Origin of the sequence: Paraburkholderia tropica (genome assembly GCF_900109265.1) — a bacterium.
GTDB classification, from domain to species: domain Bacteria; phylum Pseudomonadota; class Gammaproteobacteria; order Burkholderiales; family Burkholderiaceae; genus Paraburkholderia; species Paraburkholderia tropica.
Genome location: NZ_FNZM01000040.1, coordinates 1 through 26,088 on the forward strand (window position 1 = coordinate 1; position 26,088 = coordinate 26,088).

Genomic DNA, 26,088 nt, shown 5'->3' on the forward strand with positions numbered 1-26,088 from the left:
TATGCGCGTGCCTGCCGGTAGGGAGATCATGAGCGCAGACTACCCAGCACGATCCGCAGCATATCCGCGTCAACCAGGCCATCCACCTTAACCACCGCACGACCGATCCGGATCTCGATCGTGCCGACAGGTGATGCGGACTTCGCGCCTTGCGCTTGCGGCTCTACCGGAGCTGACGCAATGACCTCCGTCGGCGTGTCGCTGAGCAATACGACCGGCATGAGCCCGGAAGATCGAGCTTGCTGATCGGCCAGATATCGCCGCCGCCAGGTGAACAGCATGTTCGCGTTGATGCCATTCTCCCGGGCCAGCTTCGCGACTGATACGCCAGGCTCGCAAGCGGCTGCTGCCAATCGCTCACGAAGCTCCCGGGGGTAATTCGGGCGCCCCGTTCGGGTACCCGGCTTGTTCTCTGCAGACTGTGTCAAAGTGATGCCCATCAAATCGGAAATGATGGACATCACTTTGATGTCGCCCTCAGCCACCGTCTATAACGGCCGGCACGAGCCGCTTACGGAAATACGCGGGTACCGCACGGAAGACCTACGCCTCGGCCAAGCCGAGCCGGATTCCCGCATTTCCTTGCTGCATGTTCGAAACAAGTAAGCGATGGATGAATGCAAATTTCGGTTCGGGTAGCTCGCTGAACAGCGAAATGGAGGCTCGTCCTACGCCACCAGCACCGCCGTGCGCGAAGCCGCCAACGAGGGGAGTCCTCACCCGGCGAATGAGGTTTTCGAATCCATGCGGCCAGGCTCGAAGCAGGCGACCGACCTGCTCGACACGCCAGGAAACGGCGCGAATCCGCTTGGACTGCGTTACGGCGCACCAGGTCCGATGACTCTCCTCATTCAGCCTGCACAGGAACGAAATCACCCTGAGCAGATCATTGAGATCGAGGTCGTTGAATTCATCAGGAACATCGGTGCAGCGTGGTGGTATGTCTCGCATGAAACTGAGCTGCCATCGTCGGCACACAAGGCTGATCACTCGCATTTCGTCATCAGATACCGCGATGCTTTCCACGGTGCCCAGATCGAGTCCGCATTGGCATAGGTGAAGCCGCGGCCGCATCATGTCGATTGCACGCTCGCATCTCGGGCAATGATCGAGCAACCGTGAAGCATGGAAAGGGCAAGCAGTAACGAATGTGAATGCGTGAACTGCGGGCAGGTGGCCAAACCCACGGATGCAACGCGGGCAAACCCGCTCGGACCGGCCAACGAGAAGGTGCTCCATCCCGACAGTCGCTCCGTAGTACTGGTACCACCTGCCAGTCCAACGCCATTGGGCCAACTGACGGCCGATTGACCACGATGCCAAGTCGCCGGCGAACGCCGAACGAACCATTCCCAGCTCGCGCCATCGCCAGCATGAGGGGGCTATGCAGACAACTTGAGCCGGAGACCGCCGTTTTCAGCCCAGGTTCACGACCGAGAAATCGGGACAATTTTCGTAATTTCTGCATCATGATGGCTCACTTCCGAAACAGAAGTGGCGGAATACGTTACAATTTTCTAAATTTTCGATTCATTCATCGTGGCGACCAAGATGGAAAATATTTCAGAGGTTTTAAAAATCCTCGACGGCGCCCTTCGCTCGAACGCGTCGATGGCTACCAGCTACGCTGGTCTCTTGGCTGAGAAGTTAGAAGAGTCTGGCGAGCGGCAACAGGCCCGCCTCATTCGCGAGCGACTTGCGAGGGCGCCAAGCGCGCTCGCAAGTGCTCAAGACGCCGCCGATGGGATTTCTTTCAATAGCCTTCCAGTTGACGGCGAAAGTCGACTGCACACCGTCGACGTTAGCAAACCAGATGTTGACTCCACGACCCTGATGGTTCCCGATGCGATCGAGAGCCGTCTCGCCGATTTCCTTGCAAACGTCGAACATTACGAAAATCTTCAGAAAGCACAAGCGGCTCTACCTAGCCGGCTATTGCTGTATGGGCCGCCGGGAACCGGGAAGACCCAGACCGCACGATGGATAGCTGCACGACTGAACTTGCCGCTGCTCACGGTACGGTGTGACACGCTCATTAGTAGTCTGCTCGGTCAGACGAGCCGAAACCTCCGCAGAGTCATGGACTATGCGGAGCAAACCACGTCCGTTCTCTTTTTGGATGAGTTCGATGCTCTTGCGGGCGCCAGGGGTAATGAACGTGATGTAGGAGAACTTCAGCGAGTTGTAGTTGCGCTTTTGCAGAATATTGACGCGCTGTCGTCCAATACGATTCTCATCGCTGCGACCAATCACGAGCAGTTGCTTGATCCAGCTGTATGGCGACGCTTTAGCTTTCGAATTCCGATGAGCTTGCCAGACCCGAATATGCGCGAAAAGCTCTGGCGTCACCTACTCGGTGATTACGCTACCAAGGATCTTGCGTGGAAGGTCCTCGTTGAATACTCTACTGATGCGTCAGGTGCGTTGATTGAACAGGTATGCTTGGATGCAAAGCGTACCGCCGTCATTACTGGAAAGCCAACGGTCGATCCTCTGGAGTTGTTTCGTCGACTCGGGCTTGCGCTTGCGCTCGTTCAAGGAAAAATCCTCAATACATCAAATCAAGAAATCGTATATTTAAGGGATTGGTGTCGTACAATTTTCTCGTTACGCGCGCTTGCCACGTTGTATAGTTCTTCGACACGTCAAGTGTCGACCATACTAAACGGGGGAAGTAGTAATGGCAACACGCAAAAGCAGCGGAAGTCCGAGGCCAAATAGACCGACCAACGCCGATAATCCATTCATTCACGTTCCATTCGCTCGGCAGGATCTCAGCATTCCTGGCACCGGTGGATCCGCAAAGAAAATCCACGTTCCTGTCGACGATGAGTACCGCTACTCTTTAGTAAATACGCTGGACTTGGCGGCAGCTGATCTAGCGGACGATCTGAAAAAATTCCCCCACGCATTGGGTCCCCTCGTGTTCACACTTCGCGAGGAAGCCGTTGCGAAAAGCCATAGACCGCTGAAGCTCGTTGAAGAATCGGGCATCCAACCAGCGGGCCATGGCAACATCAACGAGATGCTTGTCGCAGCCAATGCCGCCAGTCTGGAAGTATTGCGATCTGTAATCCTGACGCGCTCCATTCATGAAATTAAGGCGAATCTTAGCGCCATCGAAACAATCTCCGCATGGTCGAGCTTGCGGAAAAACCCTCACGGTATTCAATCTCTCCGTAAAACAAACGCTATTCTTATTGATATTTTTCAGTATTTTTCAGAAGAGCTTACAAAAAGAAATTTCGATTACCTCAAGAAGTGGCTAGAGAAAAAGAATATTGAATTCTCGTCATTAACACGTATTCAATCGATTCCACTGCTCCGCATCGATGACTCTCATCAAGTCGCAGATAGTGATTTGATTGAACTAATTTCCTATCCCGGACTTCGGCATATCTACGCAGAACCCCAGTATTCAGCGAAAGTGACGTCCGGGGAGGTGGTCCCTAAAGCCGTAGCACTTCCGGCGCCGAACGCCGACGCCGATACGCAGACGCTCCCGATTGTTGGTGTATTTGACACCGGCGTCTCCAGTAAGGCCACATCGTTGAAGCCATGGGTGGCGAGTAAGGACGTATACGTGTTGCCGCCGGATACAAATTTCGAGCATGGAACAATGGTGGCATCGATGATCACCAGCTCCGGCCATATGAACGACGGGCATAGTTGGCTCCCGGGTATGGGCTGCCTAATTCACGATGTCTGTGGATTGGAGGCAGCAGGAGCAGGCGTCGGAATTCTTATTGAGCGCATTAAAGAGGCAGTCGAAAAAAAACCGGACATCAAAATTTGGAATTTGTCACTCGGAGCAACGCAGTGCTCCAACGACGAATTTAGTGAATTTGCGAAGGAATTGGACTCGATCAGCGATAAATTCGGCGTCTTGTTTGTGGTGGCGTCCGGAAATTACCTTGATCTACCTCGCCGTGCGTGGCCACCGATCGGTTCCCTTGCTGATCGCGTATCGAGTCCGGGCGAATCCGTCCGGGCCCTCACGGTTGGCTCAGTCACTCACTTGACGGCATTCGGCTCGTACACCAGTACCGGCGAACCTCCTCCTTATTCGCGCCGCGGTCCCGGCCCAGTATTCACACCCAAGCCGGATATCGTGCATGCCGGCGGTGGAGTTCATAAGCCTTGGGACGCCGGAGTTGCCAGCGTCAAAGCCCTTACGCCTAACGATCAAATCGCTCACACGTTCGGCACCAGCTTCGCCGCGCCGATCGCATCAAACCTGGCCGCACATACGTGGTTCGCGCTTGAGGGACGAGCAGACCTTCCGCCGCATCCGTCTCTCGTTAAGGCCTTGATGATTCATGCCGCGCAATTATCGTCACCTGACTATAGCCCGAACGAACGCCGATACTTCGGCGCCGGTAGGCCGGATAATGTGCTTCGCACGTTATACGACAGCGACGACAGCTTCACGCTGGTCTTTGAAGCACAACTGTATCCATCGATGCGATGGAGAAAGACTCCATATCCAATCCCCGCGTCGCTGATTGAAAACGGAAAGTTCAGAGGGGAAGTTATCATCACGGCAACCTATAACCCCCCGCTGGATGGCAACGCAGGAAGTGAATACGTACGGGCCAACGTCGAACTCGGATTTGGTGTTCTCTCCGCGAATGGCGACTTCCATGGCCGCGTCCCGGGCGAAAGCGAAATTGGAACCTCCGGCTATGAGATGGCACAGGTGGAACATGGCGGCAAATGGGCACCTGTGAAAATCCATCGCAAGCGTTTTCCAAACGGAACAGAGGGAACGCAGTGGGCTTTGCAGGCAGGGGTCAATCTGCGAGCTTTCCAACCTTCCCTAGTTGACCCATTGATCGCCACAATTGTTGTTACATTGAGATCGGTAGACGGGAACAACAACATCCATGCGGAGGGAGTTCGTGCGCTGAACAACACCTCGTGGGCACACACGGTTCTACCCTATCGGATCCCGATCATTAGCTGAGCCCATGCCACCTTCGCCCGTATCGGGCGGAGGCAGCCATGATTCTCGAGGGCATATCAACGGCCTGTCGTGCTGCAAGGTGTGCGAACCATCGCAACAATAACCCATGGAAGCAACCGTCTTTTTCTCACTGCAGGCAGACCGACCGCCTGTCGTATGTCGGGACGCTCAAATAGCTACGGATTCGAATAGGCCGCCCAGTTAGGCAAACGATTTCGAGCTGTGCCGCCAGTGATTTAATGTGGGCGAAGGGGCCCGTCAATCAAGTTCCAACAAGAGGAGAACCAAGTGGCCGATTTTCACGACACGGTCGAAAGTCTACGACGATTGCCGGACACAGGGAGACAGTACTGGCTATTTGGCGCAGGCATACGCGAGCGACAAGGCGACTAATAACATGCGAGACAAGATCAGCGGCGATCGATTTCAGCAAATGTTTTCCTGCGTGTTGCCCTAGCTTCTCGGAACGTTGTCTCGCTGAGTCTCCCCTTGCCATATTGTGCCGTGAACGAAGCTGTCACGCTCATCCGGCGTCGTAAGGGCAAACTGCGCAAAGTGGGAATGCTCCATTTGGTGAAGTTCCGCTGCCCATGCTCGCTTATCGGTTTCAGACTCCAGACGGCTCCCAGTCCGGGCAGCTTCGTCGAAGATTTGGCTGATGTCTATGGGGTGTGCACTTTCAGTGCGAAGTCTTGACCTGACATTCCCGCTACTGATCTCCACGATCAAGCCTGTCATGTCCTTGCGCAGAAGGTCTTGAAGGATTTTGGCCTTCTTCCGTGCCGAAAAATCGCTTTCTTTCAGTTGCGTGTTGTATATCGGCTGGAAGTGCCGAATGAGGCCGGCCTCCGCCAAAGCGACCTGTGCGTGACGGCTCAAGGTAGCTTGGTGCATGCGGTCCACATGCAACCGTTCCTCGGCAGAGCTTGCTTCCGGCTCCGCATTCAAATCGCCACCGGTACTCAGCATGATCTTGATGTTCTGAAAGCGATACAGAAGCAAGATGAGTTCGTGGTCGGGTCTGAATGTCGATGCGTCCGCCAAAATACGCTGTAACGTGGTGTGATTGAGCAGACGATCGATGGCACTTCGTTGGCCGGATCGGCCAATTCCTTGGCCAACATACAGTACTTCAAGGTCTTTATCTTCACCGCTCAAAGCCGAATGTGCGTGAGCAACGACGACATGGGCAGCGAGAATTGTAGTGTTCCCTTCCGTGACGACGACGAGGTGGGTGCCGCTACCCAAAACGTGAACATCCCTGACGTAACCTGCATTTACGACAATTTCATCCGTAATTGTCAATTCGAAGGGAACGTGTGTAACACCAGACATTCGCTGTACGATGAAAGCACCACGAACAACGTTGCCTTCTCGAGAAACATGTGATGGATCAATGTAGATTCGCCGGCGTGTCGTAACCAGATAGATGTTGCAGGTGGCAAGAGCTGCACGAGCCGCTGGATTGCCCTTAATCTCGTAAAGATCTGCAGGCGTGATTGCCGTCGGCATGCTGGAATAGATGTGCATGCCACCCTCCATCAGGTAAAGGCGTCGCGATGTATTTTTATCGTTAAGATGCATGTAATTTCCTTGCCTGCTCTTTCAAGAACTGCAACGGGTTTGATTAAGCCGCCAGGGTCCGCCAGGCCGTGCCTTTGCGGTGTCGTGGAGATATTTCAGCACTTTCGAATGAATTGCATATCACTTGTCCGACCTGCCGAGAAGCCACGTGGCAATGGAAGACCACCAGTTGCTGGAGCGACGCGGCGTTGAAGTGATCTCGCCGGCCACCCGATTGTCGGTGCTGCGGCCGTCGACCTGCTCGCCATAGAAATTGGCCTTGGCTGCCTTGTCGCGCCGGTGTTCGGCTGCGACCTGTGCCGCACTCCAAGGTTCGGCCTCGATCACTCGACCCTCCCGGATTACATAGTGCGAGCGGCACCGCAGTTGCCAGTTGCCGATCGAAGGCATGAGCGAGACCGATGCGCCGTCGTAGATCATCTTCCAGTCGGTCGGGGACAGCGGCGTTACTACTTGTTCGCCACAACCGCAGCAACAGCTGTGAACTGCAGTCGCGTAGTCCATCGACACATACAGGATGCCCGGGACGAGTTCCCGCGGCACGCTGCGAACGAAGCGATGCTCAAGCGTGGTGATACGCATCATGTCTGATCCCCGTTAAGCAACAGGTTGCCGTCAGTCGTGTACGTGCAGTGGTGTTCACGCTCCAAATCGCGATAGAAGCCCCGGAGCTTCTTCCATTTGATGACGGCGAGGACCGCGTTGAACGCGTTCAAATCGGCGACCTGAATGTTCGAGGCGTAGATGTCGCGCTCACCACCTCCCGCAAACGAGATGCGGCCGGCGTGGATATGCTCGCGCTTCTCCGGCGTACTCGTGGTCACGCGCAAAATCCCGCCTAGGCTACCGGCGACCAACTCCAAGCCCATCCCAACATCGATGAAGGGCACGCTGAGCGCTTCGAGCTTTTGCACCACCACGCGCTTGTCCTCCCCGGCATCCATGCAGAGAAAGGCAAAGGTGGTGCCGTTAAGCAGTTCGACGTTGGCATGGTCAAGTTTGACCGGATGGGCAACGATACCGCGGTGCATCCTGCTATAGATGCCCTTGAGGTAGTCGACCTTCCTCGGCGCGTCGCGCAACTCTTCCAGCGACGGTGCCCCGGGAGCACGAAAAGCGTTGTGCTGCAAAAATTCGTCGGCGTCGAAAAGGCGAATCTCGCGCACTGGTGCTTTGGCCACCAGATCCACGATGTAGCTGCCGGTGCCGCCCGTGCCGACCACCGAAATGACTTCACCCTCAAGCTTTTCGGAAAGCCCGCCGATGCCCACGCGATCCGAAGCAGTATCGATATAGTTAAACATCGTATCGGTCTCCGTTTCGTCAGGCGCGCGGAAGATGCGCGGGCTGATACCCGGTTGCAGCACTGCAGCCGGGCCCGCGAGGATTGACGCGTAGGTCGCCATTTTCTCGTAGAAGTTGGGATAGCCATCAGGCCCTGGCTTGCTTGAGAAAGCGTGTTTAGCAGTCACGCCGTGGCCCAAGTCGAAGAGTTGGGACTGGTGGGCAATTTCTCGCAGCGGCGTGCCGTCGGCGCGGCATGGGAAATCGCCATCCCAGTGCATAACATGGGTCGAAGGTTTGCGCGTCATATCTCCTGCCAGATCCAAGGGGCACACGAGTACTCCCGTATGTACTCGCTTCTGGGAGTCGACGTAGGGCACTTCGCGCATCACCAGCAAACCGCCTACGATTTGCACGAAGTAGCCGTCGTCGCGCAACTTGCGCAGATCCGCATTAAGACTGAACAGTTTTGGTGACATTGAAGATCGTCCCGTGATGTTGAACTTCCACCGAACCGCCTTCGGCGAGCTCGCCCGCGTGCGGCCTCGAGGCCGCATGGTGATAGGTCATGGAGTAGCGAACGTTGGGCTCGGCCGGCGCGCCCGGGAAGGCCAGTTGCACCACCTGCTCGAACGTAACGCGCTTTTCGGGCACCGGTTCATCGCGCGAGTTCACGACGATGACATAGCCCTTGACAGGGCGCCGCGCAGTGATAAAACGCTCCACGCCCGGCTCGGTGAGATCCACGCGATCTTCGCGCTCGATCAGACGATCGGTGCCGCCGCGAACCTCCAGGAAGACTGCCTGTTGCGCGTCGATGTCCGACAAGACGTAGAGCGCCTCGCCGAGAATCGTCGGCAGTCCCCAGATCAGTTGCCGCTCATTGAGCGCGAGTTTGAAATCGCGATCGGTACGGAACGCGATGAAACGCTCAGCTCCTTGCCCGCGCAGGTCGAACGTTTCATCAAGGGAAACGTCCTCGAAGTCGCCCGAGGGCAGGATGGCGCACAGCGTGAAGTCGTCACGATCATCCAGGCCCGCTGCCGCCAGGATCTGGCGACCGGTCGGCACCGGATCCGTCACCGTGACGGGACGGAAATCCACACCATCCAGCGCGAGAAAAATCCGGTAGGCGCGAGCGGCCTTCAGCGGGCGGTTCTCCCGCAACGCTTGGCCCACATCGTCGATTTCGTCGAAATCGGTACTCATGGTCAAATCCTTTAAGGTATGTGCCAGGTGGCACCTGGCTACAGTTGCTTAATCGGACTGACGGAAGAGCGCCGGTAAATTATTTTTCAGAACGCTTTGTGAAGTGTTCCGGGTGGAGTCGCGCCGCATACGAAGAAGGCGGGACAACCCGGACAGGTGTACTCGGACCGTCTGGCCTCGAACTGTCCGGCCCCGATGCTTATCAGGATGTCTGCGAGCTTGCCGTGGCCATTGGCCAGTTGCTTAGGTGTGAGGCTGAGCGGCGTGACCGCACCATCGGCCAGATAGATCACTTCGACGGTAGCGCCGGGGAGTACGTGTTGCGCGGCGAGCAGTGCGGCGGCCGTACCCACATCTTTGGGCTCCTTGTTAGGAGCATGCCCGGTACGCACGGTACGCAGTGTCCGCACCCCGTTCCTGACCAGAATCTCATCCGGACGCGTGACAACGTGCTGGTTACCGACAGGCAGGTGCAAGGCGTGGGAGGACTCGATGACGGCACCATCGCGCGAGTGCAAAAAGAACCGGAGCATGTCCTCCGCCATTCCGCGAAAGTCCGCGGCGTAGCCATGCTCATGCAGTTCAAACTCCACGAATGCGGCGTCGAGGTGGCTCTCCCAGTTGTGTGCCTGACCGCTGTCAATGATGGTCTGGTAAACTGAACGCACTGCCTCATGCATCTTCATAAAGGCAGTGGTCTGACGACGCCCGCCCACCTGAAGCAAATGAGTATAGAGAAAACGTCGGGGGCAGGATTCGAAAAGTGCTACAGCCTGCGCGTTGAAGCTTACCGGCCCCGAAAACGCCACCGACACGGGCACGGTGTCCGGCGCTGGCGCCAAGCTCAGCGCGGGGGTAACCGAGTGCCGTTGCAGCGCACCGAGCCGATCAACAAACTCCGACAGCGGCCGCCGGTGCCCATTTCCTTTAGCTTGAGCCGCGTAAAGGAAGAGCCGGTCACGCGCGCGTGACATCGCCACGTAAAAAAGGCATTCCTGCTCCTGTGCCTGCGCGTCACGCTCGGCCGCATCAGACGAGGCCGTCGCCCCAGCGATCATCCCCTCGGGTGGCGGGCATTTGGGCGGTCGATATGCGCCAGGCATGCTGTCCTGGTTCGCGCCGGTCAGGTGCACCACCGAGAATTCCAGCCCTTTGGCACCATGAATGGTCATGAGCCGGACGGCATCGATTCCCTGCGCGGCAGCTGGCAACTGGCGCAGATCGCGATCGTCGCGTAGTCGAAGTAGCCGGCGAATGCGCTCCATCAGCCGCGCAATCGGCAAGCCTTGCCCGGGTGGCTGCACACGTACGAAATTCAGGAATTGCCATATGGCGATTCCTTGAGCCTGGTCGGTTACACGGCTTGCGCCAGCGATGCGCGCAGCCATGCGCGTGCGGTCAAGCAGGGCCGTGGTCAGGACAGTCCAAGGATGGGCCATGGAGTCGAAGCCAGCCAAGGCGGTGGCAAGCGCGCCGAACGAAGTTTGCCCGACTGGCGAGAGATGCGCAAAGGCCGATCCCCAATCACCCGGCGCCGCCTCAGTCGTGCGCAGGTGATCGAATACCCGCATCACATCCTCAAGCGACATCGAGAATTCGGGCCAGCACGCGACACGCACTAGCCCCATAGCACGCCGATCGGTAAGCAGCGACAAGAAAGCAACCAGATCCTTGATCTCCTGCCTCTCGAAAATACTTCCCAGAAATAACACGGGAATTCCAAGCCGCTCGAGTTCTTGGCCCAGCTCCGAGAGCTTGTCATTGCCTCTACAAAGTACCACCTGATCCCGGTACGGATAGCCCGCCTGTCTCAGCTGATCAATGTTCTCGGCCAACGCAGCGCTGGTGAGCTCGCCAGTCGCCACAACACGCAACTCGGGCAAGGAACCGCATGACGTGCGATCGGCCTGAAGTCCACTGTGCGAGCCACCGACATGCATGTTTGCAGCAAACATGGAGAAGGTATCGACGATCTCGGGGACAGAACGGTAGTTACGCGCCAGATAACCGGTGACGCCACCAGAAAAGTCTTGAGACCCGAAACGGGGAATGTTGAACGACGAAGCGCCCCGAAAGCGATAAATGGACTGCTTGCCGTCGCCGACGACCCACAGATGGTTGCCGTCCGGTTTTAGGGCACTCAGCAAGCGAACGCTCGAGCGATTGACGTCCTGGTACTCATCGACCAGCACATGATCGTAGGTCTGCTGCAACTGCAGACGCAGTGCCTCGTTGGCTTCCAGCAACTGGACCGGCCGCAACACCAAATCGCCGAAGTCCACACAGCCGGCTGTGCGCTTCAGGTCTTCATATGCTTCGTAGACCGTTGCCACTTCCAATGCCCGCTCAGCAGCCTCGATCTCTCCGGGATTCGTTGCCGCGTCGTACATGTGCTGAGCCAAGTCGCGGTACTGTACGGCGTCGACTACCTCATCCTTAGCGCGCGATATCGCGCTCAGCATGTCAGAAATGACCTGCGCCGGATCGTAGACGTCGCGATAATGCCTCAGGCTCAGCCGGGGAAATACGGACTCCAGCAGTTCCACTGCTTCGGTGCGGTCCATAAGTCGTGGATCGGGAGGCAGATCCGCCAGGTCATAAAAGCGCCGAAGGATATCCAGACCGAAGCGATGAAAGGTACCGATCCACAACGCGGCGGCGGCCACGGGTTGCGTAAGCGCGAGGCGCTCGGCCATTTCAGCGGCCGCGCGATTAGAAAACGTCAATAACAGGATACGGCGAGGGTCCACTCCCTCCTCCAGCAGGCTCTCCACTCGTGCGACAAGCGTACGCGTCTTGCCGGTACCGGGCCCAGCCTGGAGCAGATAGGCGGGTCCCCGATGCATGGCAGCTTGGCACTGCGCGTCGTTCATTGGAATAACCGAGGCCTGCCGGTCGGGTGTCGCGGTCACGCTCGGCAGTAGCAACGCGTCGAGCATCTGCTGCGCCACAACTTCAAACGGCGCGCCAAGCCGTGTTGCGATGGCGCTGCATGTCATTCCTTGCCCAAGATGCAGTTCCCGGACCACTGGGCGCGGTAGCAGGAACTCGCGCGCAAAGAGATCCATCTGTACTTCACGGCGCTGGCGATGACTATAGTCGACGACCCGATCAAGCCCCATGGGAGCCGCCTCGCTGGTGCGGGCGGGATCGATCGCGTAGGGACCCTCGTCCTCTTCGTCGTCACCGAGATCGGCGTGACCGATTTCATGCGCTACCAAGAATGCCTGTTCAAAGGCAGACCCACTGTCCTCGTGAATAATGAGTCGAGCGTCGCGATCAAAGAACGCGCGACCGCCATCCAACGCGTCCGCATCCGGTGCGCATTTCTCCACTTTCAATTGCCGGGACTGTGCTTCGGCAATAGCGAAGGCATACGGTGCCCAAGGGTCGCGTCCCAGACGAACGGCTTCGCAGTGCAGCTCCGTAGCTCGTTGCCGGGCGAGCTCGATCGCGTCCACTTACTCGCCCCGATCAATCAGAGCTTGCACTCGCGCGGCCTCCACGCCGGCGTCACGCAAGACTTTCTCAAATGGAGCCTTGACTGCCGCAACCGGTTTGACGCGGGACTTGCTCTGCCGCGCGGCAGATACCAGTGGGGGCTGCGCCAAGAAAGCACGCAGTTGATCCATAGTGCTCTCCAGCGCCCCTGCCAAACGCTCAAGGAAACGCACAGGCACTGAGGCGAGATCGACCCGGCGCTCACGAAACGACACCAATACCAATGTGGGAAGTTGCAGACGTTCTGCCGCAACGTTAAAAGCTTGTGCCGCAAAGCTCACCGGTACTCGCTGCCCGATACCGGTTCGAAAGCGGGTTACCGCAGCGTCCACACGCTGCGCATCGGCGGGGGACAATGGCTCGTCCGACACGGGACGCGTCAGCTCCCGAGATAGATCGATCAGTTCTTGGGCATATTCCGGATAGGTCGCGAGGTAGCGCATCAACGTGTCGCGGCCTCCAACATCTTCCACGGAAAAGGCGTAAAGCACTTCGTCGCGGGTCATCGGTTGCGATTGATTCATTGCAAGCCCTCCTTTCGCTCAAGGCGTCGCCGCAACGTCGCGAAAGCACGGTCGCGCTGATTGCGGATAGTTTTTTCCGCCTTGCCTAGAACCCTACTGATTGTAAGAATACTTGGATCACCCGACGTAATCGGGATTTCTTGGCGCAACATCTCAACAATTTGACTCTGCAATGGCGGCAACGCATCAATCGCCCCGTCAAGCATGCGTCGGTAATCTTTTTTGTCGAGCTCATCAGGATCGAATGGATCGTAATGCTCGACCGCGCTCTCCACTTCTGCGGTGATCTCCTCGTCCTCGTTCTCCAGCGCCTCCGAGCGATTCGATTCGGTCCAGACTTGGGCACTGGCGTCTAGGCGGTCTTTCGCCATCGCGCCATTGAAGTTGATCTCGAAGTAATCAAGCCTCTCGTCGTACTCGGTTTGATCAGCGAGAAGTAGATCCACAAACGCGTCCAAGACTCGGTCACGAATAGATAATCGACCGATGTCCACCGTCGTGCCACCAGTACCGTCAGATTTCGGCAATAGGCGCATAGTGCGGCTGATCAGAATGTTTAGTAGCAACTCATGATGATGATTTGCCGGATCGATCGTGCGCACAAAATAGAGAATGGCCTCAGGACTCACAAATCCGACAGCAGATTTTGGCCGTGACTGGCAGCGTGCCAGAAGCTCACTCGGACCGAGCTGTTCGAGCTCAGCAATCTCTGCTTCCACTGCTGCGCGTCGCACGTAGAGCGTTCCCGTTCCCGTTCCCGTTCGCTTTCGCAAAGGCCGCACCATTCCGGTCCCCCAGTATTCTTTACCTCAAGATAGTACTACCGGCTACCGCGCCATTAACCATTGCGCAGAAAAAAATGCCCGGCTATGCCGGGCATTGGTACTAATCACATCGGAAGACGTATGCGGAATAAATCCGCTTCCCGCAGTCCCTTGAGCTGCTGCTTCCTGAAGACTGTCGAATCAGCAGAAATGATGGCATTGGAATAACGCCTGTCCGCACAAACATCCACCCGGACAACTCTGTGAGAATTCGGCCATCTATTCTGAGAAACAACACTCGTGCCCGGACGCCAGAAGCTCCTTCACGACCGCAAAACCGATAGCACCACTCGCTCCCGTCACAAAAATCCGCATCGCACCTTCCTCCTGATTGATGGAATTGATGCTACGGGATCGAGTCAGTACAATCTATGCTATGAAATCCGTTTTAATATCTAGATCGTCCAAATCTGGTTCCGACCCGTTGTCTGATGTTCTGTCACTGCTTAACACGCAGGGTCTGATGTCAGGAGGACTGGATGCTGGTGGAAGCTGGGCATTCTCTTTCAATGCAGATGAATTATTTCGTTGCTTCTCGCTGGTGTCCGGGACGTGCTGGCTCGTCATGGAGAGCGATGGAGAGCCCATCACGCTCCGAGAGGGCGATTTCATCGCGCTGCCACACGGTCGCGCTTTCACCCTGACAAACGACCTTTCGATTACGCCCGTGAATATCGAATCGGTGATTGCAGCGCCGCTGAATGGCCAAATCATTTCATGGCAAGGTGGCGGGAGTTGTCAGGTCTTCAGTGCGCTCTTCACTTTCAAGAAAGAGTTCGCCGACTTCCTGCTCGGGGTGCTTCCGTCAATCGTACATATTCGTGACGGCCACGATCGGATCGCATTGCAAGGCTATCTGGAGCGAATGATGTCGCAGCTTCGAAATCCGCAGCCCGGCAGCATTCTGGTAAGTGAGCACCTCGCCGAGATATTGCTCATTGAGATTCTGCGCCTACACCTCGCTCATGAGGCTGGAAATGGAACGGGCTGGCTTTTTGCACTAGCTGACAAACAGATCAGGACGGCAATCACCGCCATGCACGAACGTCCCGGTTTTCGATGGAGCATTCAATCTCTCGCGGAGAATGTGGGTATGTCACGCTCTGCGTTTGCCCTTCGTTTCAAGGGGAAAGTGGGAGTCTCGGTGATGGAATACCTTACCCGCTGGCGCATGCTTCTCGCGGCAAATCGTCTTGAGGAATCAGCCGACTCTGTCGCCACAATTGCGCTCTCGCTGGGATACGAATCGGAAAGTGCGTTCGTATTCGCATTTAAAAGAGAGTTAGGATGCACGCCTCGTCAATACGGCCGCCGGGCTTGATCTCCGCAACAGGTCAACCCATCGTTCACTATCCGTGATCCAGCATCAAGTTCTGAACAGCAACACCCGATGCGCCTTTGCCGAGATTGTCGACAACCGCAGCTAGCAGGACCTGCCCATGTTCGGTGTTTTCGAAGACGCACAGGTTCATATCGTTCGTACCGTTCAGCATCTGCGGATCCAGATGCTTCAATGCGCCCGATTCCTGCAGTGGCTGCATCGGCATAGTGGCGCGTGAAGCAGGCATCTAACGTCGCGCAATCCGCGCCAGATGCAAGCTGGCGTGCCGCCAGCGGCACCGTTGGCAAAATGCCTTGCCGGAACGCGCCGTATGCAGAGACAAAAACAGGACGCTGCGAGCCCGGCGTGTTGCTCGATCTCGGGCGTGTGCTTGTGCGCACTCGTCAATGCGCCGGGCAGATCACCGTCATCTGGAATGGGCCGCCGTTCACCGCCGCGTGCGTGACCGCCTCATTCGCTTCGCCGAGAGCGAAAGTCGTCACTTCGAAGTGACCTAAATTCAGTAACCCACCTCGAATCAAACCCGTCATCAACGTTACGGCTTGCGTGGGGTACATCCACTTTCCCCGAAGCGTGATGTCGTTACGCATGAGCCACGGATACGGGATCTCGAGGCCCGAGCCACCCAACATGCCGACACCGCCCATCAGGACCACGCGCCCATAAGGTCGCACCGCCATCACAGCGGCGCGCACCGTTGTCGCCGGAACCGACGGCGGCATCAGGTCCATCACGCAATCCACCGGCCCGGGCGCTGCACGTTGCATGCGTTCGCGATCCGTCGCTTCGTCGCCCGACAACACGACGGTTCGCACGCGCTCGCCGAATCTTCGCGCCAGGTCCTCGAGCGCGCGGGCATTGCGACCCGGCGTCACAACGCAGCGCGCGCCCATCGCGAGCGCGACCGCCACGCACGCGCTGCCGAAATTGCCGGTCGCGCCGCTTACGAGCAGAATCTCGCCCGCCCGCAAATCAGACGCCAGCAGTCCACCGTAAGGCACGAGCAGCGTATTGAGCGCACACCATCGCGCGGCGTCGGCCGGGTCGATATTGCCTATGCGTACCGCATTTTCAGTCGGCACCCTGATCTGTTCGGCGAACGGCCCATCATGATAAAAGCGCTGCAATTTCTTGCCGCCCTCGCCTCGTGCGCTCCAACCCTGTAGCACAATGTCAGGCATCAGCGCGTCGTCGCGAGCGCGCACCGTCGGATCGCAGAACACCCAGTCGCCCGGTTGCAATTGCGTTGCATCCGGCCCAACGGTCCGTACCCGGCCGATCGCACCGCAGCCCGGAACGATCGGCAGTGCGATCGGATAGTTGCGTTCTCCGCTGAACACGTCCTGCGCATAGGACAACACCGGCGCTGCGACAACGTCCACGATAACCTCGCCGGTCCCAGCGGAGGGATCCGATATCTGTTCGATGACGAGCGGTGTATTGAGCGTTTTCAGAATGGCTGCTTTCATTACACTTCCAGAAACGGGAATGAGCCGATTCTGGCAGCCTTAGAATTCGCAACAAGACTTGGCACAATCCCAGGATTGCGCAATACCTCCCTTCACGAAGCGAACGCGATGACAGACACCACTCGAACCCAATTCGGTGATTTTCTGCGCTCCCGACGCAAGAAGCTGAGACCCGCAGACGTCGGTATCAAAGACGAGCGACGCCGCCGCACGCCGGGTCTGCGGCGTGAAGAAGTCGCGGAACTCGCTGGAATCGGCGTGGACTGGTATATCCGTCTCGAGCAGGGACGCGCGGTCAGTCCGTCAGCTTCGACGCTCGATGCGCTTGCGCACGCATTGCAACTGGACAAAGCCGAGGCGACGCATTTGCACGCGCTCGCGGCACGCAACGAACGACGCGCCTTCGGTCGCGAGAGTGTACCGCCCATCATTGCGCGGATCGTCGTCAGCCTCGCCCTTCCGGCTTACGTGACCGGTCGCCGCTGGGACATCCTCGCGTGCAATCAGGCGGCCATCGAACTGCTCGGCTTCGATCGTCTCGCTGAGCCAGACCGCAACATCCTGATCTACATGTTCATCGAACCCGAAGCACGGCGGCTATTTGGCGCGAGCTGGTCCGACGAAGCCCGCCGCATGATTGCGCTGTTTCGTACAAACCATGACCTTCATGCGGGCGATCCTGCGTTCATGGAACTGGTGCAGCGCCTTGGTTCGAGCAGCGAGGAGTTCGCGAAATGGTGGGACACACACGATGTGCACGGTGGTGCATTGGGTCAGAAAGTCTTTGCGCACGCGAGCCGGGGTGTGCAGCGTTACGAGTACGCAACGTTTCAGGCGAACGACGATCCTGCGCTTAAGCTCGCGATCTACACGCCGATCGACGCGGATGGCGTTTAGCACAGGCGGCAACAGCCGCGTGGCATTTTTGTCAAGATGCACTATGGCTTGACACTCTGCCGCGACGCGCCGTTCGCGCTCCGCACAATCCCCTTCAGCAGAGTCGAGGCACGCGCGCGGAAAGTAAAGTCAGAGTTACGTGCTCGCGAGGTCGAGCCGATTCGTTTTATAATTTAGCATTCCAGATAAACTGTCCCGGCAAAGCCCGGACATCAACAACGCTCAATTAGTCCACGAAATTGGTGGATCCGGACGATCCTTTCCACGCGTCGAGATCCACCGAGACAGCGCTCGCCTTGGCACTCCCCAGTTCATTCGCGAGCTTGCTCGCAAACAAATGAAGCGGAGCGATGCAACGCTCGCGGCCTGGATGATCAGCAGCGCTGAGTTTGTCCGGATCCCCCGACTGATGTCCATGCAGGATGTCGAGATGCAGATCCAGCGATGCCTTGGCCTCGGTGTAGTTGTCGATCTGCCGCTAGGCCACCGCGAGCGCGCCATTCACCAGGAAATCGGTGCGCACAGGACCCTGATAGATCATCGTCGCACGAATGCCCAGCTCGGAGACCTCGGATGCGAGGGATTCCGTCATGCCCGCGAGCGCGAACTTGCACACGATCTTCTTATATAACTTTCAAAAATTCGGGCGACAGCCTTTCCTGGTAAGGCTTTGGGCGTCTTTCGCTCTGGTAACCGCCAAGAAATACTGAGGTTGTGCACCGCCAGCTCACGGAGTCTGATCAGTTGCTATTTGCAGCGCTTAGCCCCGAGCCACTTCGCGCGTCAGCAACTAGTGACTGAGAGCGGCCACAACCCGCCGTTCATATCCATCGCGATCGGACATTCAGACGTCGGCTCTGCTCATAACCGGCCATTCGATTTTCAATGCATCTCCCACGTGTTTTAGAGACCTGGTGACGTTTGACTGCTCCCCTGTCGGCAAAGCATAATCAAAAAAGCTCACGTTGTATTCCCATCCTTATAGAGTCGCTGATGCCCGAAGCACTCAAGTATGGCGAAGAGCTCATCACTCGGAGGCATAAGCGGTGGCAGGAAGTCTGGTTGCCTAGTTGAGCTTCGATCAAGATCAGCAGCAACGCACTCAGCTCCTCATGGCTGCGCTCTCCCAGCAAAGTACCGTCGACGAGCTCGGCATGGGCGTTCTCCGGGATCTCGTCGCGGGAGTCCTATTCCCTGGCCACACAGTACTGCATACACGCGCGAAGCACCTGCTCTTCCTGCCGCGCGATTTCATCGGGTTGAAGGGCTCGACGGTCGAGGCCCTTTCCAAAGCAGCCCGGCAAGCGGAAACCAACCGGATTGCGGCTCTGCGCCGCCATTACAACCCAGAGCTCCAAGGCAAGGGGATCATTGGTTACACCACCGGCAGCGAAACCAAGCAGATGCCGAGTGGGAGCTATTGGGGCCTGCTACGTCGGCTCGGAATTTACAAGGGCAAGGGCTCTGTCTGGGACGCCCACTCTACCCTGGCTACCGAGCGTTCCGCGCGCTTGCAGCGCTCAATGTTCCACGCAGAAGACGAGGACGATCAAGTCGCACCCGGGATCGACCTCTGGGACGAGCTCCCTGAGCCTGCCGACGAGTTTCAAGGCTTCGATCTCAGTGCCGACGAGGCGGCTTGGTTGCGCGAGAAGTTCCTGCTCTCAGACAAGAGTTCGGCCAATGCCCGTTCGCTGGTCTCATGGCTGCTTGACCCGGACCGCAAAGAATGGGGCGCGGAGGTGAGCCGAATTTGGGATCACGCGCGGGCAAGCGAGTTCCCTGCAATGACAGCGGAAGCTATGTGACTCGGCAGGGACGCGAACAGCCTCGTCTTCGGAGCTCGTATCCTCTACAACTATCTCTGCGCTGTCGGTCGTCCAGATAACACCGAGACTCGAGACCAGCTTGTTGACAAATACGAGGCGGCAATGAGCGACTGGCAGACGAGGCGCGACGCCCCCCCCTCCGACCGACTTGACCAGCTCAACAAATGGGCGATCTCGCGTCTCGCTTTACTCGTACTATCTGTATTCACGCCGTGACGCAGGCTTCGCGATCGCAGCGAACAGCAGCGGACTGGCATGAGTGACGACGCCACGAATATCGATGACCTTGAGCCGCACACAGAGTTACAGGCCTTCGAGCTTTGGACACGCACCGGGACATTTTTCATGACCATCTGGTTTGAATGTGAAGCCGACGCGCAAATGATGGGCGACACGCTCGACATGATGCTGGAGCCGGGACCAATCGGAGTCGTACGCCCTGAATAAATCTCCATCCACATAAGGACTAAACCACGAATACGAAAACCAATACGATCGAATGGATCGCTGATGAAACGGGCTTCATCTTTGAACCGACGCGTGCCAAACGCGAAGCAGAAGCGCGCGAGATGCTCGGGGAGTTTGTCGAGGTGATCAGCGCCGGATGCGACGAGCATCTCGAAGCGCAACGCGAAAACTTCGTGCCGCTGCTCCTCTCCCGCCAACGTTTCGAGACCGCTGCGCAAGAGGAATCGAGCGCGACACGGCAGTATGCGTTTCTCGACAAGCTGAATGGCGCGATCCTCGCGCTCATTGCACAGCCGCACGAAGCCGAACGCGCTGCGTTGATCAGGCAGTTTCGCGGCTTTGTGCGACGGCTTGTATTGCCCACCATTACAGTGCCATGCCACGCAAAGCGCCTTCATCAATAGCCAGGATTGCTCGCGGCGATTCTTGCGAAGCCAACCTGCGAGAAGAATTGAGTGCGTGAGCAACCAAGACGGCGGACCTGAACTGAGTGGCGTCATTAACACTCCCCGCAAGATGAATGCAGGGAGCTTCCGCACCAGCACGTTAGTCAGTGGGCAACGCTTACTGCATCAGCAGGGTCCGCCCTTGCCCATGCTCCCAGCGCTCAATTCGCTGCACCAAGGATGTCGCCTTGAACCACGCCCACTCATACGCAAGGCGCAGGGAGGAACAGATCGTCGATTCGTTGCATCCGGTGCGAGTGCGACCTTTAAGGGCAATCGCCAGTAAGCAAGTGAAGTCATGACCTTGGATCACATTCCAAACGGGCTCGGCAGGAGCGTCCTCCAACCATACCTCGACCTGCTCGACAGATACTCCACATAAGGCGGAGAAATCCAAGCAGAGATTGTGAGTATTTAGCTCAACAGATTGTTGATCAACGTACTTCCATGGTGACAGTTTATCGAACGGAACGTTGAGCGAGTGTTTCCTATTCACATAACGTAGCTTTCCGAAAACGGTCGCAATAGTTTTAACCTTCTGAGTAAGCTCGGCTGTTTCTATATCGTGCTCACTCGCGTGATCTCCGACGAGATGCTCCTCAAGAATTTTTTGCAATGCCGGTGAGCTCCCAAGGAGTGTTTCAAGGTCGTTAGTTTCGGTTGCCACAAGGTTGACAGAATCGTAATCGCTGCCAAGAAAATGATCATAATCGTCATCAACGATCACCACGAACCCGTCAAAACCGGCTGCATCGAGGATTTTTGTTACGCTTACCGAGGTTGCTTTGCTGCCAGAGATGGTGATCTGGCATTGATCCTTAGCTATCTTATTTCGCCAGAAGATAGAATCAGTAGGCCCTTCCAAAACAAGAAGCACCCCTTTAAATGCAGCGCGAGTCATTTTTAGTTCGGAGACGATATCACCAGCAGTTCTAGTCGTTATCATTTCAGTCTTGGGTTTCCGCACCTAACCCAACCATCAAATCATGACGATCCCCAACAATAAACGGCGAATGTGTTGCCACGATTGCGTCAAATTGTGTAGCGTCCACGATTTCAAGAAAATCGGTTAAGAACTGCTTCTGCCATGTCAGATGCAAAGAAAGCTCTGGCTCGTCGAGCAGGACCAAGGTATTGGGTTCAACTCGGAAAAGCAAATCATAGATAAGCACAAGTTCATGCTGCTCGCCTGAAGAGAGAGAATCGAGATCAAGCAAGGCGCCAGTACTGCTGACAGCCGTAAGGCCCTCTTGTTTGTCCAATGACACCACTTTATTGCGGAACTTGGTATTAACGATACTAAGTAAAAGCTTGACCCGCGTAGCAAGGTTATCGAGCACTGCGAGCTTAGACTGAGTGTCGGAAACATACAGCGCAAGGACATCCAGCCTTGTATCGTCCAAGGCGTCAATAGCGTTCACGTCAAAAGGATAGCTGTTGTCATCGGCCAAAAGTCCGATCTTCTTCAAATCCGCACGCTTTTCCTCAAGCTCAAGCATTCGCCGCTTTATTCCTGCTACTGAATCTCGTGGATTGTCTCCGTGAAGCAATCGCCACGGGAAAGACTGATCCAAGGTTTGCGATTCCTTGCCATAGTTTGCAAGCGTCGTGCTTACCCGTTCTTTTAAGTCGGCTGAATCGCTCTTAACCATGGAGATCATTGTTCTATCGGCGCCGCCCCAAGGCCTCTCGGCTTCTTGAAAACTCAGTTTCAAAAGACGCTGAGTTTCGATGAAGTGAATCTTCACGCGTCGCCTCAGTCGCCTGACTAGCTCCGGCTCTTTAAACAACCGCCCTTGATAGCGAGTAGGCAGACGGTCAGAATAACGCTCAATCACCTCGTATGACGTCAGATAATCGTTTTGCTCCCGGTCTTTCCAGAGATCCGGATTGACCCGAAAAAGCCAAGGGACCTCGCCGTCAATAAAGCTCGCAAGTTTTTGCGCAGACGCTTTATTGGGAAGCGCCCCGAGTTCGGCTTCGTCACGCTCGCCACCAGAGGTCGCGAAAGCCCTGATAACAATCCGAGGGATTTTCTTCTCAGCGGTCGTTCGACTGCCTCCCTCAAAGAGAATCTTTTGTCGAGAAGATGCTGAATCCAAGTCTCCATCGTCTATAACGTCTTTGATTTCTCGTCGAAACCCAAGCACGGACCCATCGGACAGAGTAACGATGAATGAAGAAAATTGTGTTCGAGCCAGCTCAACGATACGACCAGAAAACAAAGCAGCCAGTAGTTTGAGCAGCATTGTTTTGCCGACGCCGTTGGGGCCATGGATGATCGTGACCCGCTCACTTAGATTTAGGTCGAACTGATGGTCATATAATCCAAAAAGCCCTGTCACCTCGACTCGGCTTATCCGTAGCGTACTTTGGTCCATATTTTTTCTCTTAACGGTTCTTATCGCGAAATTCTACATCATCTTTTGTCTCAATCCGGCCTTCGATTGCACCCGCCGAACACTTTGATCAATTGGTCGAAAGCCATGCAAAGTGAATGCGGTGGCTGTCACCTAGCACCCATCACATGCTTCCCGCTCTTGCGCGCAGGATGACCACAGCCGTCAATGCTTCGAGTTAGAGCAGAAGCTCGGAGGGCGTTCATTTGAAACTTTTACATTGAAGTGAAAAGGCCTGACCAAGTGTGTATTACACATCGGATGCGCCAAGATCGACGACTCGCGTACCGTCGCGTGCGAGCATTTGCAAAGTACGAAAATTCCTCACGAGAGACAAATTCGGAACTAACACTCGCGGCCGAAAAACACTCTTAACCACGAATGCAGCCGATCGCGCCCAATGCGCGCTACCTATCACCGCCGAGGAGCGGTCCGATACGATCTTTCTCGTGTTGAAGACGGCAGCGGATGCGCCCAATCGCATTGCTAGCTTCGTCCATCGAGCGCGGCTACTTGTGCAGGTAAAAGTGCACTTCGGCCGTCAGAGCGAGAAGCTCAAAGATGGCGTGGCGCCCGCATTGCACTTCGAGCGCCAGCCGCCGCGTCGTCCCGTTCGGATGCTCTTTCCAGATCCGACGCAGTTCCTCATAGCTCGGCGTGGAAAACGGCGGCAGCTTGTAGCGGCCGATCTCTTCACGCTTGCGGCGCTCCTTCGCCCAGTCCACCTTTTCGTCGAGCGGCCCCATAATCGGCCGATTTGCGCGATTCCGATCACGCTTCGTGTGTTCAATCGCGTACGAGCGCGGATCCGTGTAATAGGACCAGTCCGAGCGCGCTTCCGTCTCCGTCATCCAGGCAGGCGTCTGCTCAAAGCAGCCCGCCTTATCGTTCCAGAACGCCCATTTGTACTCCCAGACCGGCTCCATCCCCTTGCCCCAAATACTGTATATACTTACAGCATCAGAAAATTTGTTGCGTTGTAGGATAGGTCCGCCCGTCACGCCGCACGGCGGTTATGCGCGCTGGCTCGTACGAGCATCGTTTCTGGCAAGGAGACGCCGCACGTGTGTACAAATTACGCCGCTGCCCGGCGAATCCAACTGTTACGCCACTTCGGCGTTGAGCCGCCAGACAGCCAATGGCGCGATAAGATTTACAAGGACTATCCGGCGCCGATCATTCGCAATGCGGCGGACGGGCCACGTGCAGATCTTGCTTCGTTTGGAATCGTGCCGCGCAGGCACATTCCACCGGGCGTTCGCGTGTTCGACACGATGAACGCGCGCGCGGAGACGGTCGGCGAGAAACGCAGTTTCAGCGGCGCGTGGAAGAAGCTCCAACTCTGCCTGATCCCAAGTGAATCGTTCTATGAGCCGGACTACGAGACCGGGAAAGCTGTTCGCTGGCGCATCGGCACTGCGAACGGCGAGCCATTCGCGATTGCAGGCCTGTGGCGTGAGTGGAGCGAGGAAGAAGGCAAAGTACTCGCGTGCAAGATGCTCACTTTGAACGCGGACGATCATCCGTTGATGCGACGGTTTCACAAACCAGGCGCAGAAAAGCGCTCTGTCGTGATCGTGCGGCCCGACGACTATGAAGGCTGGTTGCAGTCGCGATCGACTGACGAGGCTAGGACCTTCCTGAGCCTCTACCCTGCTTCGGCGATGCACGCCCTGCCGGATCCAGCTCCACCGCGGAAAACTACAACCTCGGCCGAAACAGGCTCTGCGTGACAGTGCCCCGGTATCGAGTTGCCCTGTAGCTTGCCAACTCAATCGCCTCCGCATCTCCGTCGTCGATCACGCGTGGCCTTTCGCAACTTACCTAGACGCACAACACTGATCACACGGTCAAGGGAGCAGGTCCCTGCTGACCGCAATACGTTAGCATTCGTGCTCACGAGGCGGCCTTGTCGCGCAATTGCACAAAAATATCTATGCGTCCAAGAAATTACGAGGGCTATCACGCCCAAATATTTAACGGGTGGTGGCTTAAAGCCTTTAATCCAGTGCAGCCTTTGGATTCGACCGCAACACAAACGCCCCGCGGCATGTGGAGCAACTACAGCCGTAGAGGGCTTGAGCGATGAAGACTCTCCTGAACCGCTTTTCAGTGTGGCGAGCCCGTCGAAACGCGAGGAACGACGCTGAGGCTGAGCGAGCCAAACAACCGGACGGCGGCATCGGTGCCGAAGCCCCGATTCGGACATCATCCGAAGATCGCCTTAGGAGAGCGGACTTCGCTGAGCGCATTGCTGCTGTCCTCTCCGAGCTGAACCTGCACGAGGGCCGTGTGTTCTCGATCCGCGGTGGATGGGGCTTTGGAAAATCGTCGCTGAAAAATCTGATCACCGAGCGGCTTGACGCCAATGAGGACAGAGCAAATTGGCTTGACTTCAACCCTTGGCAATGGGGTGATAGCGATGCAATCGCCCGAGCGCTATTCGGGCAAATAGCAGATCGTCTCGGGAGCGAACATTCGAAGGCGGCGCTGGAACGCGCGGAAGCGCTTCGGCGGTATGGCGCAATGCTAACCGGTGCCGGTGCGCCACTGAAAACGGCAAGGGGCGCCAGCCACATCATCTCCACCGTGCTGACGAACGCCTCGGTTATCGCCGTCGCTTCGGCTATCGGCTTCCACCTCCCGACAGTCGCGAAAGCAGCGGCAGCTCTCGCGGCCCTTGCCGCAGGTATGCCGCTACTCGGGCGAGTTCTTGCATATCTAGGTCGTGATCGCAGCGCAGATTCGCTCGACAAAATACGCATAGCTTTAGAAATTCGACTTCGTGACCTCGACCGCCCGCTTATCGTCTTTGTTGACGATATAGACCGGCTCGAACCAGATCAAATCCGGATGCTTCTGCGGCAAGTGAAGGCCAACGCGAACTTACCCAACATCGTCTTCGTGCTGCTGTTCCAGTCGAGCATTGTAGAGCGAGCGCTCGATCCAGTCGCCGATAACGATGGTCGCGCCTTCCTGGAAAAGATAGTCCAGTCGAACTTCGACCTCCCTGCCGTACCAGCATCCCTTGTGCATGCCATGTTTGGCTCTGAAATCGACGAGTTGGCGGGAGCCTATGCAAACGAAGCTAACGGGTTCTCGCATACACGGTGGGGCAATAGCTTGATCGGATGCATACAACCTAAGCTCCGAAATATGCGTGATTCGCGCAGGTTAATCTCCTCGATCGCAGTACATCTGCCCCTGCACATCAACGAAGACGTGTTCGAGGTCAACATCGTCGATTTCCTACTTTTGGAAACACTCCGCGTCTTCGAATCAGATCTTTATAACGCCTTGTTCCGAGAGAAAGACCTTGTCCTTCAAGCACACCGCTATCTCGGTG

At 56.6% G+C, this 26,088-nt stretch carries 22 protein-coding genes and 1 pseudogene; 10 read left to right on the top strand and 13 right to left on the bottom strand.

Going from position 1 to position 26,088, the window contains the following annotated elements:
• Positions 1–26: 26 nt before the first annotated feature.
• Positions 27–461, bottom strand: coding sequence for an IS66-like element accessory protein TnpA (gene tnpA / locus BMY06_RS36900; protein WP_173816765.1), 435 nt, complete (start codon positions 459–461; stop codon positions 27–29).
• Between the two features lie 226 nt (positions 462–687).
• Between tnpA and BMY06_RS39340 the strand changes: the two genes are divergently transcribed.
• The 3 genes from BMY06_RS39340 (at position 688) to iteS (ending at position 4,966) form a co-directional block, all read left to right on the top strand.
• Positions 688–1,056 carry a hypothetical protein gene (locus tag BMY06_RS39340; RefSeq protein ID WP_124263242.1) on the top strand — a complete coding sequence of 123 codons (369 nt, stop codon included), beginning with the start codon at positions 688–690 and terminating at the stop codon, positions 1,054–1,056.
• 483 nt (positions 1,057–1,539) lie between these two features.
• Positions 1,540–2,721: an anti-phage ATPase IteA gene (iteA, locus tag BMY06_RS36910; protein ID WP_244144418.1), complete on the top strand. Its 1,182-nt coding sequence runs from the start codon at positions 1,540–1,542 to the stop codon at positions 2,719–2,721.
• Complete coding sequence (gene iteS / locus BMY06_RS39840) at positions 2,681–4,966, top strand: S8 family anti-phage peptidase IteS (protein WP_074987767.1); 2,286 nt, start codon at positions 2,681–2,683, stop codon at positions 4,964–4,966. Before iteA ends, iteS begins: the two co-directional genes overlap by 41 nt.
• Positions 4,967–5,419: 453 nt before the next feature.
• Here iteS and BMY06_RS39350 read toward each other — a convergent pair whose 3' ends face one another.
• The 7 genes from BMY06_RS39350 to BMY06_RS36950 all read right to left on the bottom strand — a co-directional run bounded on the left by BMY06_RS39350 (position 5,420) and on the right by BMY06_RS36950 (position 13,787).
• Entirely contained in the window at positions 5,420–6,550 is a 1,131-nt protein-coding gene (locus BMY06_RS39350) for a hypothetical protein (RefSeq protein ID WP_074987768.1), read from the bottom strand.
• Between the two features lie 120 nt (positions 6,551–6,670).
• Positions 6,671–7,135, bottom strand: coding sequence for a ubiquitination-like system serine protease family protein (locus BMY06_RS36925; protein ID WP_074987769.1), 465 nt, complete (start codon positions 7,133–7,135; stop codon positions 6,671–6,673).
• A complete protein-coding gene (locus BMY06_RS36930; RefSeq protein WP_074987770.1) occupies positions 7,132–8,313 on the bottom strand; it encodes a ThiF family adenylyltransferase in 1,182 nt (393 codons plus the stop codon). Before BMY06_RS36930 ends, BMY06_RS36925 begins: the two co-directional genes overlap by 4 nt.
• On the bottom strand, positions 8,288–9,043 hold the full coding sequence (locus BMY06_RS36935) for a multiubiquitin domain-containing protein (RefSeq protein WP_074987771.1): 756 nt from the start codon (positions 9,041–9,043) through the stop codon (positions 8,288–8,290). Before BMY06_RS36935 ends, BMY06_RS36930 begins: the two co-directional genes overlap by 26 nt.
• 86 nt (positions 9,044–9,129) lie before the next feature.
• Positions 9,130–12,504 (bottom strand): UvrD-helicase domain-containing protein, encoded by a 3,375-nt coding sequence (locus BMY06_RS36940; RefSeq protein ID WP_074987772.1) that lies wholly within the window; start codon positions 12,502–12,504, stop codon positions 9,130–9,132.
• Positions 12,505–13,068: a hypothetical protein gene (locus BMY06_RS36945; RefSeq protein WP_074987773.1), complete on the bottom strand. Its 564-nt coding sequence runs from the start codon at positions 13,066–13,068 to the stop codon at positions 12,505–12,507.
• A complete protein-coding gene (locus BMY06_RS36950) occupies positions 13,065–13,787 on the bottom strand; it encodes an RNA polymerase sigma factor (RefSeq protein WP_244144419.1) in 723 nt (240 codons plus the stop codon). Before BMY06_RS36950 ends, BMY06_RS36945 begins: the two co-directional genes overlap by 4 nt.
• 481 nt (positions 13,788–14,268) lie before the next feature.
• Between BMY06_RS36950 and BMY06_RS36955 the strand changes: the two genes are divergently transcribed.
• Entirely contained in the window at positions 14,269–15,213 is a 945-nt protein-coding gene (locus BMY06_RS36955; protein WP_074987775.1) for an AraC family transcriptional regulator, read from the top strand.
• A 28-nt stretch (positions 15,214–15,241) separates the two neighbouring features.
• Here the strand turns inward: BMY06_RS36955 and BMY06_RS36960 are convergent.
• Together BMY06_RS36960 and BMY06_RS36965 are read right to left on the bottom strand one after the other, a co-directional pair.
• A pseudogene (locus tag BMY06_RS36960) lies at positions 15,242–15,621 on the bottom strand (N-acetyl-gamma-glutamyl-phosphate reductase); the annotation flags it as partial.
• Positions 15,618–16,703, bottom strand: a complete 1,086-nt coding sequence (locus BMY06_RS36965) for a zinc-binding dehydrogenase (RefSeq protein WP_074987776.1) — start codon at positions 16,701–16,703, stop codon at positions 15,618–15,620. The pseudogene BMY06_RS36960 and the gene BMY06_RS36965, both read right to left, overlap by 4 nt.
• 75 nt (positions 16,704–16,778) lie before the next feature.
• Here BMY06_RS36965 and BMY06_RS36970 point away from each other — a divergent pair, with 75 nt between their 5' ends.
• The 4 genes from BMY06_RS36970 to BMY06_RS36985 all read left to right on the top strand — a co-directional run bounded on the left by BMY06_RS36970 (position 16,779) and on the right by BMY06_RS36985 (position 20,301).
• Entirely contained in the window at positions 16,779–17,600 is an 822-nt protein-coding gene (locus tag BMY06_RS36970) for a helix-turn-helix transcriptional regulator (RefSeq protein WP_244144421.1), read from the top strand.
• Between the two features lie 1,070 nt (positions 17,601–18,670).
• Positions 18,671–19,408 (top strand): DUF6361 family protein, encoded by a 738-nt coding sequence (locus BMY06_RS36975; RefSeq protein WP_074987778.1) that lies wholly within the window; start codon positions 18,671–18,673, stop codon positions 19,406–19,408.
• Positions 19,409–19,684: 276 nt separating this feature from the next.
• On the top strand, positions 19,685–19,876 hold the full coding sequence (locus tag BMY06_RS36980) for a hypothetical protein (RefSeq protein WP_074987779.1): 192 nt from the start codon (positions 19,685–19,687) through the stop codon (positions 19,874–19,876).
• Between the two features lie 122 nt (positions 19,877–19,998).
• Positions 19,999–20,301, top strand: coding sequence for a hypothetical protein (locus BMY06_RS36985; protein WP_074987780.1), 303 nt, complete (start codon positions 19,999–20,001; stop codon positions 20,299–20,301).
• Between the two features lie 160 nt (positions 20,302–20,461).
• On the opposite strand, the gene BMY06_RS36990 is transcribed toward BMY06_RS36985, so the two are convergent.
• The 3 genes from BMY06_RS36990 to BMY06_RS37000 all read right to left on the bottom strand — a co-directional run bounded on the left by BMY06_RS36990 (position 20,462) and on the right by BMY06_RS37000 (position 23,668).
• Complete coding sequence (locus BMY06_RS36990) at positions 20,462–21,244, bottom strand: DUF4435 domain-containing protein (protein ID WP_161495526.1); 783 nt, start codon at positions 21,242–21,244, stop codon at positions 20,462–20,464.
• Positions 21,245–21,290: 46 nt separating this feature from the next.
• Positions 21,291–22,724 carry an AAA family ATPase gene (locus BMY06_RS36995; RefSeq protein WP_074987782.1) on the bottom strand — a complete coding sequence of 478 codons (1,434 nt, stop codon included), beginning with the start codon at positions 22,722–22,724 and terminating at the stop codon, positions 21,291–21,293.
• A gap of 527 nt (positions 22,725–23,251) precedes the next feature.
• Complete coding sequence (locus tag BMY06_RS37000; RefSeq protein ID WP_124263241.1) at positions 23,252–23,668, bottom strand: hypothetical protein; 417 nt, start codon at positions 23,666–23,668, stop codon at positions 23,252–23,254.
• Between the two features lie 138 nt (positions 23,669–23,806).
• Here BMY06_RS37000 and BMY06_RS37005 point away from each other — a divergent pair, with 138 nt between their 5' ends.
• Both BMY06_RS37005 and BMY06_RS37010 read left to right on the top strand, forming a co-directional pair.
• Positions 23,807–24,475 (top strand): SOS response-associated peptidase, encoded by a 669-nt coding sequence (locus tag BMY06_RS37005; RefSeq protein WP_074987784.1) that lies wholly within the window; start codon positions 23,807–23,809, stop codon positions 24,473–24,475.
• Positions 24,476–24,827: 352 nt separating this feature from the next.
• On the top strand, positions 24,828–26,088 hold a 1,261-nt coding region (locus BMY06_RS37010), incomplete at its 3' end, for a KAP family P-loop NTPase fold protein (protein WP_167371437.1).